Genomic DNA, 16,578 nt, shown 5'->3' with positions numbered 1-16,578 from the left:
TCCAGCCAATGCGTCCGCGCGACGAACACCTGCGCCTGCTGCTGAGCAAAGCGTCGCCCTTTGGTAATTCTGCACGTCCATAACAACAACTCCCAAGGAGACTCAGATGAACTTATCACTGCGTAAAGTTGCTCTCGCCGCTGGCGTGATGCTGTTCGCCGGCCAACTCATGGCCGAACCGAAACGCCCGGAATGCATTGCCCCCGCCTCCCCCGGTGGTGGTTTCGACCTGACGTGCAAACTGGTGCAGAGCGCACTGGTCAACGAAAAACTGCTGAGCAAACCGATGCGCGTAACCTACATGCCCGGCGGTGTCGGCGCAGTGGCGTACAACGCAGTGGTAGCGCAACGTCCGGCGGACGCCGGCACGCTGGTGGCGTGGTCGAGCGGTTCGCTGCTCAACCTGGCCCAGGGCAAGTTCGGCCGCTTCGATGAAACCAACGTGCGCTGGCTCGCAGCGGTCGGCACCAGCTATGGCGCCATCGCGGTAAAAAGCGATTCGCCCTACAAGACCCTGGATGATCTCGTTCAGGCGCTGAAGAAAGATCCAGGCTCGGTGGTCATCGGTTCCGGCGGCACCGTCGGCAGCCAGGACTGGATGCAGACTGCGCTGATCGCCAAGGCCGCCGGGATCAACCCGCGCGAACTGCGTTACGTGGCGCTGGAGGGCGGCGGTGAAATCGCCACTGCCCTGCTCGGCGGCCACATTCAGGTCGGCAGTACCGACATCTCCGACTCCATGCCGCACATCCAGAGCGGTGACATGCGTCTGCTCGCAGTGTTCTCCGACAAGCGCCTCGACGAGCCGGAAATGAAAGACATCCCGACCGCCCGCGAGCAAGGCTACGACATCGTCTGGCCGGTGGTCCGCGGCTTCTACCTGGGGCCAAAAGTCAGCGACGAAGATTACGCCTGGTGGAAAGAGTCGTTCGACAAACTGCTGGCGTCGCCGGAGTTCGCCAAGCTGCGCGATCAACGTGAACTGTTCCCGTTCGCCATGACCGGCCCGGAGCTGGACGCCTACGTGAAGAAGCAGGTCGCCGACTACAAAGTGCTGGCCAAAGAGTTCGGCCTGATCCAGTGATCGTCTCTGTCTAGTGGCGGCGTCTCCTTCGCGGGGACGTCGCACAGGAGCTCCCATGCTTATTCAACGCATTTTCGCCTCGGTGTTGCTGCTGGTGTGTGCCGGCCTGGCACTGATGGCGTGGCCGTACCAAGCGGCTTTTTCCTACGAACCCGTCGGCCCGCGTGCCTTTCCGCTGCTGATGCTCGCCCTGATGGGCCTGGCGCTGCTGTACATGGTGTTCCGCCCGGCGCCGATCAGGCACAACCCGGATGAGCCGCCGCTGGACCGTGAAAGCCTGACCAAGATCGGCCTCTGCGTGGTGTTGTTGCTGGTGTTCGCCGGCACCTTCGAACCCCTTGGTTTCATTGTCGCCAGCATTATTACCGGCGTACCGATGGCCCGTCTCTATGGCGGCCGCTGGCTGCCGAGCGTGGTGATCATCAGCCTGATGGCGATCGGTCTTTATCTGCTGTTCGACCGATTGATGGACGTTCCGCTGCCCCTCGGCCTGCTCAGCGTTCTGGAGAACTGATATGGATACTCTTGGCTATTTGGGTCAAGGGTTCGGCGTCGCGCTGAGCCCGTACAACCTGGTGACCGCACTGTGCGGCACGTTGATCGGCACCGTCGTCGGCCTGTTGCCGGGCCTGGGCCCGATCAACGGCGTGGCGTTGCTGATCCCGATCGCATTCGCCCTCGGCCTGCCGCCGGAATCGGCGCTGATTCTGCTTGCGGCGGTTTATCTGGGCTGCGAATACGGCGGCCGGATCAGCTCGATCCTGCTGAACATTCCCGGCGAAGCTTCGACTGTAATGACCACCCTCGACGGTTACCCGATGGCCCGCAAAGGCATGGCCGGGGTAGCGTTGTCGTTGTCGGCGTGGAGTTCGTTCATCGGCGCCTTCATCGCCACCTGCGGCATGGTGCTGTTCGCGCCGCTGCTGGCGAAATGGGCGATCGCCTTCGGACCGGCGGAATATTTCGTGTTGATGGTGTTCGCAATTGTCTGTCTCGGCGGCATGGCCGGTGATCGACCGCTGAAGACGTTTATCGCGGCGCTGATCGGTCTGTTTCTTTCCACCGTCGGCATCGATGCCAACAGCGGTGTGTACCGTTTCACGGGCGATAACATTCACCTGACCGACGGCATTCAGTTCGTCGTGCTGGTGCTGGGTCTGTTCTCGATCAGCGAAATCCTGCTGCTGCTGGAAAAAACCCACCACGGCCAGGAAGCGGTGAAAGCCACCGGCCGCATGATGTTCAACTTCAAGGAAGCGGCGTCGGTGTTCGTGGTCAACGTCCGCTGCGGCGTGCTCGGTTTCATCATGGGCGTGTTGCCGGGTGCGGGCGCAACCCTCGCCAGTGCCGTGGCCTACATGACCGAGAAACGTATCGCCGGCACCAGCGGCAAGTTCGGTGAAGGCGACCCGCGTGGTCTGGCCGCGCCGGAAACCGCGATCGGCGGCGCGGCGTGCGGTGCACTGGTGCCGATGCTGACCCTCGGCGTTCCGGGTTCGGGCACCACTGCGGTGATGATTGGCGCGTTGTCGCTGTACAACATCACTCCGGGCCCGCTGCTGTTTCAACAGCAACCGGACATCGTCTGGGGCCTGATCGCGTCGTTGTTCATCGCCAACGTGATGCTGGTGATCCTCAACATCCCGATGATTCGCGTGTTCACCCGCATCCTTGCCGTGCCGAACTGGGCACTGGTGCCGATCATCGCGATCATCACCGGGATCGGCGTTTATGCGGTGCACGCGACCACCTTCGATCTGTTCCTGATGATCGGTATCGGCATCTTCGGTTACATCCTGCGCAAACTGGATTTCCCGTTGTCGCCGCTGCTGCTGGGCTTTATCCTTGGTGGCCTGATGGAGCAGAACTTGCGTCGCGCCCTGTCGATCTCCAATGGCGCGCTGGAGATTCTCTGGTCGAGTCCGATCACCTTCGGTTGCTGGATCCTCACCGCGATCATGCTGCTGATGCCGCTGATTCGCATCTGGCGCAAGCGTTCGGCTGCGCGGCGCGCCATCGCCGATGTCTGATCGCGCTTCCTTGAAAGCCTGGTGGGGCACCCCGCTGGTCGGTCTGCTTGGCGGTTTCATCGCCAGCCAGATTGGCTGGCCGCTACCGTGGATGGTCGGCTCGTTGCTGGCGATCATCCTCGTGCGCTGCCTGACCCCGTGGCAACTGGCGGAAATCCCTGGCGGGCGCAAGTGCGGACAGTGGATCGTCGGCATCGGTATCGGCCTGCACTTCACCCCGCAGGTGATGGAACAGGTGCTCAGTCATTTCGGTTTGATCTTCTTCGGTGCGCTGGTCACCAGCCTGTCGGCGGTGGTTGGCGTGTGGTTGATGCGGCGCACCGGCGAAGATCGCGCCACGGCGTTTTTCTCGAGCATGCCCGGTGGTTCCGGGGAGATGGTCAACCTCGGCGCGCGCAATGGCGCCCTGCTCAGCCATGTTGCGGCCGGGCAGAGCCTGCGGGTGTTGGTAGTGGTGTTATGCGTGCCGGCGGCGTTCAAGTATCTGCTCGGTGACGGCACGCCGATTTCTCACGCCGGCAGCGTCGATTGGCGCTGGCTGGCGATTCTTTTTCCGGCGGGCGCCCTGCTCGCCTGGCTCTGGCAACGTCTGCGCCAACCCAATCCCTGGCTGTTCGGGCCGTTGCTGGTCAGCGCGGCGGTCAGTATCGGTTGGGATCTGCACATCGGCCTGCCCAATGGCGGCAGCCAGATCGGCCAGTGGCTGATCGGCAGCGGCCTGGGTTGTCACTTCAACCGACAGTTCTTCCGTCGCGCGCCGTCGTTCATGGGGCGCACGTTGATCGGCACGGCGCTGACCATGTTGATCGCGTCGCTGGCGGCGTTGGGCTTGAGTGCGCTGACCCATCTGGATCTGCGTTCGCTGACCCTGGGGATGATGCCCGGCGGGATTGCCGAGATGAGCCTGACGGCGGAGACCTTGCAATTGTCGGTGCCGCTGGTGACGGCGATGCAGGTGATGCGGCTGTTGTTTGTGCTGTTTCTGGCGGAGCCGTTGTTCAAGTACTGGAATCGTATTCCAGAGTCCTGACTAACTGATCGTTAACTGATCGTTCCCACGCTCTGCGTGGGAATGCAGCCCGGGACGCTCTGCGTCCCAAAAGCGGACGCGGAGCGTCCATTGAAGCATTCCCACGCGGAGCGTGGGAACGATCTCAGGCGAGAGGTGGCAAGCGCCAGTCGATCGGCGTTTCGCCATTCTGTTCGAGAAACTTGTTGGTCCGGCTGAAATGCCCACAGCCCAAAAATCCGCGATAGGCCGACAACGGCGACGGATGCACCGAAGTCAGCACCAGGTGCTTGGTGGCGTCGATCAGCTTCTGCTTGCTCTGCGCATGGGCGCCCCAAAGCATGAACACCAGATGCGGCTGCCGTTCGCTGACCACTTCAATGATGCGATCGGTGAAATGCTGCCAGCCTTTGTCCTTGTGCGCGTTGGCGGTGGCGCGCTCGACGGTCATGGTCGTGTTGAGCAGCAAGACGCCCTGTTCGGCCCAGCTCTGCAGGTAGCCGTGGTTGGGAATGTCGATATTGAGGTCGCGTTTCAACTCTTTATAGATGTTGACCAGCGACGGCGGCGCCGGCACGCCCGGTTGCACCGAGAAGCACAGACCGTGGGCCTGACCCGGGCCGTGATACGGGTCCTGGCCGAGGATCACCACTTTTACCTTGTCCAGCGGCGTGGAGTTCAGCGCATTGAAAATCATCGGTCCCGGCGGATAGATCTCCTTGCCGGCCGCCCGCTCCTGCTGCAGAAAGTTGCGCAACTCTGCCATGTACGGCTGGTCGAACTCAGCACGCAGTGCCTCCTTCCAGCTCGGTTCGAGTTTGATACGGTCGTCAGCAGTCATGGTCATTTCCGGCAAAAACAATGGGGCGAACCCTAGGAAAGCCGACCACGCTTGTCAATTGATCTGACGCAGATCCGGCACTTTCCCCCACAACGATCATACTGATCGTTCAAATTCCCGATCGAGGTCACGATGAATCTGCACTTCGAAGAACTCACCGGCACCGACGGCGCACGCATCGGCATCGCTAGCCTGGATGCGGAAAAGTCGCTGAACGCGCTGTCCCTGCCGATGATCAACGCCCTCAGCGACAAATTGAACGCCTGGGCCACTGACCCGCAAATCGTCTGCGTGCTGCTGCGCGGTAACGGCAGCAAAGCCTTCTGCGCTGGTGGCGAAGTGCGCAGCCTGGTCGAAGCCTGCCGCGCTCACCCCGGCGAAGTGCCGCCGCTGGCCGCGCAATTTTTCGGCGCGGAATATCGCCTGGATTATCGTCTGCACACCTATCCGAAACCGCTGATCTGCTGGGGCCACGGTTATGTGCTCGGTGGTGGCATGGGCCTGTTGCAGGGCGCCAGCACGCGGATCGTCACGCCGAGCAGCCGTCTGGCCATGCCGGAAATCACCATTGGCCTGTATCCCGACGTCGGCGCCAGTTGGTTTCTCGCACGGTTGCCGGGCAAGCTCGGCTTGTTTCTCGGCCTGACCGGCGCGCACATCAACGGCCGTGATGCGCTGGATCTGGATCTGGCCGACCGCTTCCTGCTCGACGAACAGCAACCGCAATTGATCGAAGGCCTGTTGCAATTGAACTGGCAGGAACAGACCGCCATGCAGCTCAACAGCCTGCTCAAGGCTCTGCAGCAGGAAGCACTTGCGCAGATGCCCGAAGCACAGTGGCTGCCACGTCGGCAGCAGATCGACGAATTGCTCGATGTCAGCGACGTCGCCTGTGCGTGGAAAGCCATCAGTCTGCACCGTGACAGCAGTGATCCGTTGCTCGCCCGCGCGGCGAAAACCATGACCGAGGGCTCACCGTTGACCGCCCATCTGGTCTGGGAACAGATCATCCGCGCGCGGCACATGTCGCTGGCCGAAGTATTCCAGATGGAATACACCCTGAGCCTCAATTGCTGCCGCCATCCCGAATTCAGCGAAGGCGTGCGCGCGCGTTTGATCGACAAGGATCAGAAGCCGCACTGGCACTGGCCGGATATCAATAACGTGCCGGAGGCGGTGGTCGAGGCGCATTTTCATAAAGTCTGGGAGGGGCGGCATCCGTTGGCGGATCTGACTCAGTATTGAGCTGACTCGTAGCCCGCGATGGCAACTGGTTTGCGTCGCGGGCTGGCTGAATCGGTCGTCCAGCAACTCAGACGTTCAGTTCGTAGAACTCGATGATTTCCGTCATCGCCCGCTGCGCTTCATCGTCGCCTTTTTGCAAAATTTTCTCGACATCCCTCAATGGCGGAAGAGGATGCAGTCGTTCAGCAATCTGCGTCGCGCTGTAGTCTTGAATCGCTGTTCCTTCGCTGACTCTTATGAAGCCGATAGCACTATCACCTGCGGCAAAGTGACTGGAAACCCGGATTTTCGGCGCCATTCCGTAATCCACCACTATCACCAGATCATCGCGCTCACGATGAAACTTCAAGTTGTCGATCGTCAGCCTGCGTTCGGAAAAATCGATCCCGTCCAGGCCGCCTCCGTTGTTGATGATCACGTCCCTGCCGAGGCCATCGTATCGGTAGAGATCATTTCCAGCGCCGCCGGCCAGCGTGTCATTGCCCGGCCCACCCAGCAGCAGATCATCACCGGGGCTGCCCGTGAGCACGTCATCCCCCTGCATGCCTCGGATCTCTCCTGCGCCGGTTATCGTGTCATTGCCACGACCGCCGACTAATGGAAGTGCTCGTCCGTCTCGCAAGGAAGTGAGACGGCTGGGATTGTTGACGATGACACCCGTATGAAAAGTCTCGGGCGCAGGGCCGAGCTGACTCGATTCCAGGAGCTGCTTCAAACTTGCGACCGACCCATCGACGAACTTGACGAGTTCAATACCGGCCCCCTCAAGTTCACCGTTGTGGGGCAAGACGATGCGGACTTTTTGCGTCCCGCCCCATTGGATATCGAGTGTCGGATGAAGCATTTTCGCTCTCGGCGGGTTGCGGTAAGCCGCGCGATCCGGATTGGGCTCCAGCTCGACATGGGTGGTCTCTATCAGCGCAGCACCCCAGCTCAATTGCAGTGCATCGCGCTGCGCGCCTGCGGGAAGAACGACCGTGTCCTGATCGATCAATCCGTACTCGTCTTTCCACCCCGCTACGCCAACTTCTGCTCGGTGGAAAACAGGATTGAGCACGTCCGCAATTGTAGTTGTCGCCCCGGCATGCGTTTGCACGATGTAGGTGTCGGCGCCGTCTTCGCCGTAGAGCCAGTCATCACCCGAGCCGCTGAGCAGATAGTCGGCGCCCTCGGAGCCCAGCAAGGTATCGTCACCTGCACCTGCGGATAAAAACGCGCCCGGTGTTCTGTCGCCGACAGTGCTGTAGTCAAGTGGGGAGCCTGCATAAGCGACGATCAGATCATCACCCGCGCCGCCGTGGAAAACGTTTTCCACCTCGACCTTGACCCGCCCGCCGGCATCGTCGCCATGGACGATTTTGCGTTTGATCGTTTCAGTTGTGACATCCCAGCGAAACGCCTTGGGCACTGTTGCGCCCGACCTGAAGCTTGCCGCCGGATAGACGTACCAGCCTTCAAGCGCGCCGGATTCCTTTCGGTCTTCAACCAATACGTCGCCCGCATTGAAGGAAAACCCGTTGGCCGAGCCGGATCGATAATAGCGAGGCGCCTGGCTTGAGGAAGGCATTGCTCCCTGGGCTTTCACCGGTTTATGTTCGACACGGGTTGTAGTTGTCGACTGCCTTTCACTGACTACGGCTTGCCCGCCATCAGCCTTCATCCATGGCGGCGTTTCAGACAGTGTCCCCGCTTCGACGCTGTCATCGTTCAGCTCGGTGTGAGTGGTGTAACCGGAGTCGGTGGTGGTGATATGACTGCGAACCCAGACGCCTTGATCGTTCAAGGTGAAACCTGTGGCGTGTCTGCGGGCGGAGCGTTTTGACTTGGTTTGCGCGAGGAACTCATCGGTCCAGTTGACCGTTTGAACAGACGCCACCGGGCCTTGCGCCGCAGCGGTGACATCGTCTGGCTTAACTGGATCCGCAACTTTGCTTTCAGGGGTTGCCGGGACGGTGACAGGTTCCGGTACGGGTAACTCGGACACTTCTATCGGTGGCAGTGTTTTGCGCAGGACCTCTGCGTAATCAAGTACCCCGCCGTCGCTGAAACTGAATGTGGAATCCTTCCACCGCTCGTGATTCTTGATGAGTATCGCGTCGCCCGTGCCATTGGCCAGTCGCAACACCGTGCCGACGGTAACTTCGATAACGTCGGCCTTCAGGCTTTGCGCGCAAAACCCTGCACCGAACCTGATGATGTTGCGGCCGCCGGCATCGGTGACGATATCCAGGCCGTCGCCAGCGCCGAAATAGTAGATGTCGGCGCCATCCATGCCATCCAGCACGTCAGCACCGGGACCGCCATCAAACACGTTATCGCCAGAATCGCCGCGCAGGTAGTCCGTCCCTTCTGCGCCGATCAAGGTGTCGTTGCCAGCGCCTCCGAGCAGCGTGTCGTTGCCTGAACCACCGTCCAGATAATCGGCATTGTGCTCTGCCTCAGCGCTGTTTTCGTAATCGCCGGCCAGGATGTCGTCACCCGCACCGCCGTCCAGCGTGTCGGCACCGAAACCACCCTGTAACGTATCGTTTCCTTCACCGCCCTGAAGCACGTCATTGTTGCTTCCGCCCGGCTGCAGGTCAGACACATCGCCATCGAGAAAATCCGTCCCTGCGCCACCCGTCAGCGTGTCCGCGCCGCCCATGCCGCGCAGGGTGTCATTCCCCGCGCCGCCATCGAGAAAGTCGTTGCCGTGATAGCGAACCGGATGCTCAGGGTTATCGCCAATCAGATCGTCATGGCCTTCGCCGCCGAAGAGCAAATCATCGCCACCGCCGCCCCAGAGCGTGTCATCGCCGGAGCCACCGTCCAGCAGATCTTCGCCAAAAAAATGCGCGGCATCGCCCTCGACGCCGGCCAGTACGCCGTCATCACCCTGCAAAATGTCGTTGCCAGGGCCGCCATACAAAGCGTCGCTGCCACCGTTACCGGCGAGTGAATCATCACCACTGCCGCCGTCCAGCACATCGTTGCCATGGTGTCTGCTGGGCAGGCCACCGCCCCAATCGAGGTTGTCACCAAGCATCACGTCGTTGCCGCTGCCACCGGCCAGGGTGTCGTGACCTTGACCGCCGTTGAGAAAATCGTCGTCAGCGCCGCCGTCAAGCAGGTCCTCACCCCAGCCGCCGTCGATAAAGTCCTTGCCACCCTGCCCGTACAGCACGTCGTCACCGCCCTCGGAGGCACTGTTTATCGAGGCCTTTGAAAAGACCGTTCGGTGACTGGTCACACCGCCAGCGATGGGGACGTCAGCGCGTTTGACCGCCCAACCTTGTTCCAGCGCACCGGTGGTTTCGTCTCCGGATAACACATCGTCGCCAGCACCGCCGATCAAGGTATCCCGGTCATTGCCACCGAGCAGAACATCTCGGGACGCCGTACCGATAAGCAAATCGTCACCTTGCCCGCCGTCGAGCCAGTCTCCGCGAATTGCCTTGCCCTTGGCGTCACCGTCGGCCATAGCTTTTTCGAGCGTCGTCTGCTTGTCGCCGAATAACCGATCGTCTCCAGCCTTGCCGAACAATCGATCAGAACCGCCCATGCCAAGAATGACGTCGTCTGCGGCGGAACCGTAAAGTACGTCGGCCTTGTTGCGGTGTTTGACCTTGGGCAGCAGCACCACGTTGCCCAGCTCATCAAAGGAGGGCTGATCACCGGGGACAGTGGGATCGGCATCTTTGGCTTTCCAGTCGCCCTGGAGGGTCAGATCAGCAACGGGGACCGGCTGCTCCTCGTATTCAGGGAGGCGGATGCCAAGCATTCCGGGCTGGAAGTTTTTGATCACCACCAGATCGCCCTGGCCGTATTTGATGTTGAGGGTGTTTTCAACAAGCGTCAGGGTGATGGACCGATCCTCGGTAGACCAGATATTGCTCAGAGGCGCGCGGCGTTTGAGATGGGGAATCGGCGCGCCGTTGATCCACAGTTGCCCATCGGCGTTGGCATCAAGAATCTCGTCGATGCCATCGCCGCTGGCGAATTCATAACGGTCGTTGCCTTCGCCCCCGATCAAAGAATCGTTCCCCTTTCCTCCAATCAGCACATCATCACCGGCCATCCCGTACAACTCATCATTGCCGTCGCCTCCGCTCATCGAGTCATTACCGCGACCACCTTCGATGACATCGTGACCCGCCAGGCCGTCGATCGAGTCATTGCCCACGCCGCCATACAGATGATCGGCATTGGCGCCGCCGGCGAATGATCGCCCGCCGTCATCACCGAACATGGCCAACGGGTTCAGCACTCCGGTGGTCATCGGCGCCTGTTTGCTGGAGGCGAGATCGGAGTAGGAAAACTGCTGCAGCGAGTGCTCTGCGAACGAGCCCTGGGTTCGGGCAATCAACCGCGCCAGCATTTGCGCTCGATCCGCCAGCCACTGCGCGGTGATAAAGCCTTCGCCAGTGTGCGGATCGTAAAGCTCGAGGTTGCGATCGGGATAACCGTCGGCTCGTTCTATGACGACTTCACTGAGTTGCTGCAAAGAGTTGCGCAACGCCACACCGAGCGGCGTCGCCTCGCCTGCCAGTTTCGCCCATGCATTGGCATTACCGAACTCGCCTATTGTCCGGGTGACGATGCTTTGCGACTGCTCTGGGGAGAACGCCGAGAAGAAGGCGTAAGCGTTGCTGGCGAAGGTTTCGTTGGTGGTGGGTATGGCAGGAGAATCGCCGTCGTAAGTGCGCTTGAACATGTCGAGAAATTCGTTCTGGCCGTAGCGCAAGATCAGCTCGACCACGGCGGCAACAGGCGTGCCTTTGACTACATGCTGAACCAGCGGATTCACACTGCCACTGGCCAGCGCGATATTGATTTGCTCCGGAACCACTGAAAGCAGACTTTGCAGTGGATTGATGCCGAAATTGCTGATCGCCGCTCGCAGGCCGACGCTATAGGCGTCGATGGCGAAGAGAATGTTTTTATAGTCGTCGAGCCGGTTGGCTTTTGCCTGAGTGGGTGGGCCGCCATCTTCCGCATCCGGGTCGCCCGCAGAGATCAGTCTCCACGTTTCATAGGGAGGTTTACCGCCCAACAGGCTGAATCCGACTGTTCCAGACCAACCAGAGTTACGTTTCACGGCGGTGTCGTCCTCCCCGCAAACCTCCTTGAACAGAGCCTCGCCAATCGCGCTGGCGTCGATTTCTGCGATCTGGCTGATTGACGGCACCGTCCAGGGTGCCAGTTGACCGGCAAGGGACCCGTTGATCAGGGTGTTGATGAAATTGACGGCAACCTGGTTGGACGAAAGCTGCATCAGGTCTTCACTGAAAATTGTATTCAGTCTGAGTTCACCCTGGCGGGAGGTGTAACCACGAATCAGGGCAGAGTAGGCACCGTTTCCACCGTTGGCATCAATGGCCACGGCAAGCCAGAGTCTGGCGCTTTTCAGCACCTCTCCAGCCTCTTTATCGGCAGCTGCAACGTCAGAAACTTTTTCACCAATAATGTCGAATAGCTTCTGGTACAGGGGTGCGCAGCTTGCCCCCGCTAATTTCAGTGCATCGTACTGAAGTTGTTTTGAGCGCAGCCTCATTCCTTTGCAAATATTTGCTGCGTTGAAAATCTCTGATTTTTCCATATCGCTGAATACATAACTCATTGTTACTTCCTTGTAATAACAGAGCGTGAAAGATAGTCACTGAGATATTTGAGCATCTCAGGTGCTTCGCGTAATGACGCTAATCCGAGACCTACGCTACCGTGCCCCCCGGAAAAGTCGAAGTTATCCAGATTGATATTGCAGAAGAAATTCAGTTTGCCGAAATCAAGATTTTCCAATTCAGCTCTGCTGAACCTTGCCAGTTTCTCGTCAGTCAGTTTTTCCTCCGCCGCCGGGCGAATCAAGCCGTCACAGTTGATCAACCGAGGGGTTCCATCTCGCCGCGGCCAGCCAGTAATGACAAACGTTCTAACCGAGTCTTCATTCTTGAAATGCGGCGGAGGTGCATCCAGCCAAATCTCCAGCCCCGGATAATTCTTTAGTTTCACAATCAACTCATCCGGCCAGTTGACGTGCCGATAACCGCGCTCATGGGGTTCGGTGGTTTCTTTTCTGGTAAAAAGCCCGGCATTCAATTTATAAAGCCGCCAGCTTTCGGGGATCGGTTCCATGCGCTGATCCTGGTACCGGTGCAGCCCCGTCCCGGTCCACCAGAAAAGCCCCTTCAGAGCAATCGCCAGACACGCTTTCTTGTTCACCATCTCAGGCATGCCAACGTAAAACTCAGGAACCAGCGTCTTATCTACATAGGCGCCGCCTAATATCGGCACTTGCTGCATGCTCGCCAGTTTGTTCTGACAAGCTTTCTCGTCTGCCTGGTGAATAGCCGCCGACTCGGCAGATTGTTCTTTGCGAATATAAAATCCCGCTACGCAATAACAGACATAAAAGAACAATCCATATTTCAATAACCTTTTAACCCACTTGATCGCCTGCTTACGCGACTTCCTGGACATTTCAAACCTCCCGCTCAAATTGCGGAACGGTTGGTATGTCGTTTTGCCCGGATACCGCGCTTGCAAAAATCTCAAAATATTGGCTCGCTCCCGATTCCACACTAAACCGACCAGCCGTCAACTTCGCAGCGCTGGCAAGACCATCGTGCTCACCGGCCGACTTCAAAACCTCGCATACACTTCTGGCAATTTCTTGATGGTCAAAGAAATCCACCAATACTCCATTAACCCCATCGACGATTACTTCCCTTACCGGAGCCGTATCCGACGCAACGACCACACAACCAGACGCCATCGCTTCCAGTAACGACCAAGACAAGACAAACGGATACGTCAGATAAACATGGACTTTCGAACATGCCAGAATCGCCCGGTAAGTCTGGTAAGGAAGTTTCCCTGTGAAATGCGCTCTGGAGTGATCGAAACTGACCTCCGCCTCCATCCTGCTGCGCCAATCCGGGTACCCGACCGGCCTACTCCCGTAACTGACACCGTCACCGCCAACCACGATGATCTGCGCATCGGGGCACTCAGCCTGAATAAGCGGGATCGCTCGCATGAAACTGTGAAAGCCGCGATAAGGCTCAAGGTTTCTGGCGACATAGGTAACGATCGGCTGTCCGGCCTTGAGCTCGATTCCATTGGGCAATCTGACTGCCCCGATTTTCGCCAGGTCAGAACTTTGAACCACACCTTCGTGAATGACCCGAATCGCCGCCCGGTAAGCGGCCGGAAACAGGCTGCGCTGCCACTGCGTAGGCGCAATCGCGATATCACATTGTTCAATATTCAAAAGATGCAGCGAGTTGAGCACGCGCAGCCGTGACGACTCCCTCGCGGCTCGCCGGAATTCAAGGTCGAACCCGCAATCGGCGCCCTGCGCTCGATAGTAGTATTCGCAGTAGTGAATGAGTGGCGTATCGGGATAGACGTCCTTGGCGAATAGCGTCTCTCCCCATCCGGGATGGGCAAGAATGACATCTGGCTGATAACCCGAACGTTTCAGCCTGGTCAACATCTCAAAAACCTTTTGCCCGTCAATCACCGCCTGTTCGTAGCGGATCAGATAGGGGTGAACATTGCCGGGCGCTCGGCTGGTCGCTCGATATCGATGGATTTTCACCCCGGCGAGTCCCGGTGCCGTGTCCCGACCTATCGCCACAACCTCATCACGCCGGTCCAGCGCGGCCAGCACCACATGGCGGAACTGACCCGGAAAATTTTGATGAATAACCAGAAGCTTCATAGCGGTAACGTCCTTTTTCGCCGCTATTGAGCTGAGGATTTCTCGCATCGTTCGGCATCCACAAACGCTAACAAATGCCACAAATTGAAACTGTAGGAAGCGTCTGTGAATTGCCTAGGAGATGGCTAACGGAACGACTTTTCGACGAGCAAAAAAAAGCGGCGCTCAATGCGCCGCTTGTTCATTTGCGGATATTTACCAGCGGTTGCCACGGCCGTTGCGGTCGCCGCGACCGCTGTGGCGCTCGTAGTTGCCGCGACCCCGGTGGTCGTTGTCCCAACCGCCACGACGGTGGCCATCCCAGCGTCCGCGATCGTTACCGTGCCAGCGACGGCTCTCGTAATGACGCGGGGCCGGTTGATAATGCCGCGGCGCCTGGTAGTAACGCGGTTGCTGGTAGTACCGCGGCGCTGGCTGGTAATAGCGCGGCTGGGTGTAATAGGTGCCGCCGCTGCGGTAATAGGAACCGCCACCGCTGTAATAGGCCGGTGCGGGTGAAGTGTAGACTTCTGACCTGTAGTAGTTGTCTGCGTAGGAATAAGGAACGCATCCGCCAAGGGAAAACAGCATCACGGCAAGCAGTACGATTCGACGATACATGGCGGCCTCCTGGACCGCGGGTTGGCCACACCAGCGACGCTGGCAGGCGACAGTCATTAATTCTGTGACTGTCGAAAAATCAGACAGCGTTTTCGGAATCTGGTGCGTTCCCGCAACAAGTTGAAACAAGTGATTATGAAATCTTGTTTACCTGTCAAACGCACAATTTTGCCATCACCCTAATTAACTGCCTCACCCTTCGGCAGAGCGCTGGGGTGCGGGCAGCGATTTCCCTGACAAATCTCTGAGTCGTATCCCTCGCCATTTCAGGCACAAATCCCGCAGTGTTTTCCCGACCATCCCACTAGAATGCATCCCATCGGGCCATTGCCAACGGATCTGCCATGCCGCTTCGTTCTCCCCTGTACTCGCAACGTTCACTGGTGCTTACCCTCGTCGCCCTGCTCGGCGCCGGGTTTCTCGCCACGTCGCTGTTGAGCTATTTCGCCTCCCGCGAGTCGATCCGCGACAACATCGTCAACACCGAACTACCGCTGACCTCCGACACGGTCTATTCGGAAATCCAGAAAGATCTGGTGCGGCCGATCCTCATATCTTCGATGATGTCCCGCGACACGTTCATGCGCGATTGGGTGGTCAACGGCGAGCAGAATCCCGAGCAGATGACTCGTTACCTCGACGAAGTCATGACCCATTACGGCGCCTACACGGCGTTTTTCGTCTCTAATGCCACTCTCACCTACTACCACGCCAAAGGCGTCCTCAAACAGGTCAAAATCGATGAACCGCGCGACACCTGGTACTTCCGCGTGCGCGACATGCAGGATCCCTACGAGATCAACGTCGACCCGGACCTGGCCAACAAGGACAACCTGACGTTCTTCATCAACTACAAGGTCTACGACTACCACAACCGCTTTATCGGCGCTGCCGGAGTGGGCCTGACCGTGGACGCGGTGATCAAGCTGATCGACAAGTATCAACAGCGCTATCAACGCAGCGTGTACTTCGTTGACACCTTCGGCCGCCTGGTGTTGACCGGTGCCGAAGGTGGCCCGGAGGGCGCGCACATCGGCCAGAGTCTTAGCGAACTGGAAAGCATGAAAAGTCTGGTCAGCCAGTTGCCCAAGCCGCACAGCGGCAGTTACGAATATTCAACCCACGGACAGGGGCATTTTCTCAACGTACGGTTTATCCCCGAGTTGAACTGGTACCTGTTCGTCGATAAACGTGAAGACGGCGCGCTGAGTGAAATCCGTCAGTCGCTGTATCTCAATCTGCTGATCTGCCTGTTGGTGACGTTGATCGTACTGGCCTTGCTCAATCGAGTGATCAAGCGCTTCCAGGCGAAGATTCAGGCGCACGCCACCCTCGACAGCCTCACCGAACTGCCGAATCGACGCGGCTTCGACATCCTCGCCGCGCAAGCGCTGCACGAGGCCCAACGGGAAACCAAGCCGCTGACCGCGTTGCTGCTCGACCTCGACCACTTCAAGGCGTTGAACGACACCTATGGGCACATGGCCGGCGATCAGGTGTTGATCGGGTTCGCCCGCGATCTGCAGAGTTGCCTGCGCCATGCCGATATCGTCTGCCGCTGGGGCGGTGAGGAATTCATCGTTCTGTTGAAAGACACCGACGGCGAGACCGGGCAGAGAATTGCCGAGAAAATCCGCCAGCATGTCGAGCAACACGAATATGCCTACGATGGCCACAGCCTGCATCTGACGGTGAGTATCGGCGCCACTACCTTGCAGCGCGATGACACCTTGCACACTCTGCTGTCGCGGGCCGATCATGCGATGTACCGCGCCAAGCAATCCGGGCGCAACCGCACCTGCATGGAAATGCCGCACTCGACCTATGCCTGATCTCAACATCAAATCCGACCACTGCCCGGCCTGCGGCGCCCGCAACGATTGCAGCCTCGCCGACCCGCGCACCGCCGACCGCGAATGCTGGTGCTATGGCGTGACCATCGAGCCGGCGGTGCTCGAAGCGCTGCCGGCCGAGCTACGCAATCAAGCCTGCCTGTGCCCGCGCTGCGCACAGGTTGAAGCGCAACTGCAAGCAGGCCGGCGGCCGATCCCGTAAGATGCTCGGCCC

General features: G+C 59.0%; 12 protein-coding genes. 7 read left to right on the top strand and 5 right to left on the bottom strand.

The window, feature by feature from the left end; translation table 11 throughout:
* Nucleotides 1-106 precede the first annotated feature (106 nt).
* The 4 genes from CXF97_RS10650 to CXF97_RS10635 are packed head-to-tail and all read left to right on the top strand — an operon-like array spanning nt 107 to nt 4,144.
* Nucleotides 107-1,084 (top strand): tripartite tricarboxylate transporter substrate binding protein, encoded by a 978-nt coding sequence (locus CXF97_RS10650; RefSeq protein WP_101158467.1) that lies wholly within the window; start codon nt 107-109, stop codon nt 1,082-1,084.
* A 55-nt stretch (nt 1,085-1,139) separates the two neighbouring features.
* Nucleotides 1,140-1,598 carry a tripartite tricarboxylate transporter TctB family protein gene (locus CXF97_RS10645; RefSeq protein ID WP_101158466.1) on the top strand — a complete coding sequence of 153 codons (459 nt, stop codon included), beginning with the start codon at nt 1,140-1,142 and terminating at the stop codon, nt 1,596-1,598.
* Nucleotide 1,599: 1 nt separating this feature from the next.
* Complete coding sequence (locus CXF97_RS10640) at nt 1,600-3,114, top strand: tripartite tricarboxylate transporter permease (protein WP_101158465.1); 1,515 nt, start codon at nt 1,600-1,602, stop codon at nt 3,112-3,114.
* Complete coding sequence (locus CXF97_RS10635) at nt 3,107-4,144, top strand: AbrB family transcriptional regulator (protein ID WP_101158464.1); 1,038 nt, start codon at nt 3,107-3,109, stop codon at nt 4,142-4,144. Before CXF97_RS10640 ends, CXF97_RS10635 begins: the two co-directional genes overlap by 8 nt.
* Before the next feature lie 124 nt (nt 4,145-4,268).
* Here the strand turns inward: CXF97_RS10635 and ung are convergent, their stop codons facing one another.
* The gene (gene ung / locus CXF97_RS10630; RefSeq protein ID WP_101158463.1) at nt 4,269-4,964 is read right to left on the bottom strand and encodes a uracil-DNA glycosylase; all 696 of its coding nucleotides are present in this window, start codon (nt 4,962-4,964) and stop codon (nt 4,269-4,271) included.
* Between the two features lie 132 nt (nt 4,965-5,096).
* Here ung and CXF97_RS10625 point away from each other — a divergent pair, with 132 nt between their 5' ends.
* Nucleotides 5,097-6,209 carry an enoyl-CoA hydratase/isomerase family protein gene (locus CXF97_RS10625; RefSeq protein WP_101158462.1) on the top strand — a complete coding sequence of 371 codons (1,113 nt, stop codon included), beginning with the start codon at nt 5,097-5,099 and terminating at the stop codon, nt 6,207-6,209.
* A gap of 67 nt (nt 6,210-6,276) precedes the next feature.
* Here the strand turns inward: CXF97_RS10625 and CXF97_RS10620 are convergent, their stop codons facing one another.
* From CXF97_RS10620 to CXF97_RS10605, 4 genes are all read right to left on the bottom strand, one after another.
* Nucleotides 6,277-11,808 (bottom strand): calcium-binding protein, encoded by a 5,532-nt coding sequence (locus tag CXF97_RS10620; RefSeq protein WP_101158461.1) that lies wholly within the window; start codon nt 11,806-11,808, stop codon nt 6,277-6,279.
* A gap of 2 nt (nt 11,809-11,810) precedes the next feature.
* On the bottom strand, nt 11,811-12,665 hold the full coding sequence (locus tag CXF97_RS10615) for a hypothetical protein (RefSeq protein WP_101158460.1): 855 nt from the start codon (nt 12,663-12,665) through the stop codon (nt 11,811-11,813).
* A gap of 1 nt (nt 12,666) precedes the next feature.
* Nucleotides 12,667-13,911: a glycosyltransferase family 4 protein gene (locus CXF97_RS10610; RefSeq protein WP_101158737.1), complete on the bottom strand. Its 1,245-nt coding sequence runs from the start codon at nt 13,909-13,911 to the stop codon at nt 12,667-12,669.
* 195 nt (nt 13,912-14,106) lie between these two features.
* Complete coding sequence (locus CXF97_RS10605; protein WP_101158459.1) at nt 14,107-14,511, bottom strand: hypothetical protein; 405 nt, start codon at nt 14,509-14,511, stop codon at nt 14,107-14,109.
* Nucleotides 14,512-14,855: 344 nt separating this feature from the next.
* Between CXF97_RS10605 and CXF97_RS10600 the strand changes: the two genes are divergently transcribed.
* Both CXF97_RS10600 and CXF97_RS10595 read left to right on the top strand, forming a co-directional pair.
* Nucleotides 14,856-16,343, top strand: a complete 1,488-nt coding sequence (locus tag CXF97_RS10600; protein WP_101158458.1) for a sensor domain-containing diguanylate cyclase — start codon at nt 14,856-14,858, stop codon at nt 16,341-16,343.
* Complete coding sequence (locus tag CXF97_RS10595) at nt 16,336-16,566, top strand: cysteine-rich CWC family protein (RefSeq protein ID WP_101158457.1); 231 nt, start codon at nt 16,336-16,338, stop codon at nt 16,564-16,566. The genes CXF97_RS10600 and CXF97_RS10595 overlap by 8 nt, the downstream gene beginning before the upstream one ends.
* Nucleotides 16,567-16,578: the final 12 nt, after the last annotated feature.

Origin of the sequence: Pseudomonas sp. Choline-02u-1 (assembly GCF_002836515.1) — a bacterium.
Taxonomy (GTDB): Bacteria; Pseudomonadota; Gammaproteobacteria; order Pseudomonadales; family Pseudomonadaceae; genus Aquipseudomonas.
This window is presented reverse-complemented; position numbering and strand designations above follow the sequence as displayed.

Excerpts from the sequence above, each read along its gene's own strand:
- CXF97_RS10650 (WP_101158467.1), top strand. The coding sequence starts at position 107 with ATGAACTTATCACTGCGTAAAGTTGCTCTCGCCGCTGGCGTGATGCTG.
- CXF97_RS10645 (WP_101158466.1), top strand. The coding sequence starts at position 1,140 with ATGCTTATTCAACGCATTTTCGCCTCGGTGTTGCTGCTGGTGTGTGCC.
- CXF97_RS10640 (WP_101158465.1), top strand. The coding sequence starts at position 1,600 with ATGGATACTCTTGGCTATTTGGGTCAAGGGTTCGGCGTCGCGCTGAGC.
- CXF97_RS10635 (WP_101158464.1), top strand. The coding sequence starts at position 3,107 with ATGTCTGATCGCGCTTCCTTGAAAGCCTGGTGGGGCACCCCGCTGGTC.
- ung (WP_101158463.1), bottom strand. The coding sequence starts at position 4,964 with ATGACTGCTGACGACCGTATCAAACTCGAACCGAGCTGGAAGGAGGCA.
- CXF97_RS10625 (WP_101158462.1), top strand. The coding sequence starts at position 5,097 with ATGAATCTGCACTTCGAAGAACTCACCGGCACCGACGGCGCACGCATC.
- CXF97_RS10620 (WP_101158461.1), bottom strand. The coding sequence starts at position 11,808 with ATGAGTTATGTATTCAGCGATATGGAAAAATCAGAGATTTTCAACGCA.
- CXF97_RS10615 (WP_101158460.1), bottom strand. The coding sequence starts at position 12,665 with ATGTCCAGGAAGTCGCGTAAGCAGGCGATCAAGTGGGTTAAAAGGTTA.
- CXF97_RS10610 (WP_101158737.1), bottom strand. The coding sequence starts at position 13,911 with ATGAAGCTTCTGGTTATTCATCAAAATTTTCCGGGTCAGTTCCGCCAT.
- CXF97_RS10605 (WP_101158459.1), bottom strand. The coding sequence starts at position 14,511 with ATGTATCGTCGAATCGTACTGCTTGCCGTGATGCTGTTTTCCCTTGGC.
- CXF97_RS10600 (WP_101158458.1), top strand. The coding sequence starts at position 14,856 with ATGCCGCTTCGTTCTCCCCTGTACTCGCAACGTTCACTGGTGCTTACC.
- CXF97_RS10595 (WP_101158457.1), top strand. The coding sequence starts at position 16,336 with ATGCCTGATCTCAACATCAAATCCGACCACTGCCCGGCCTGCGGCGCC.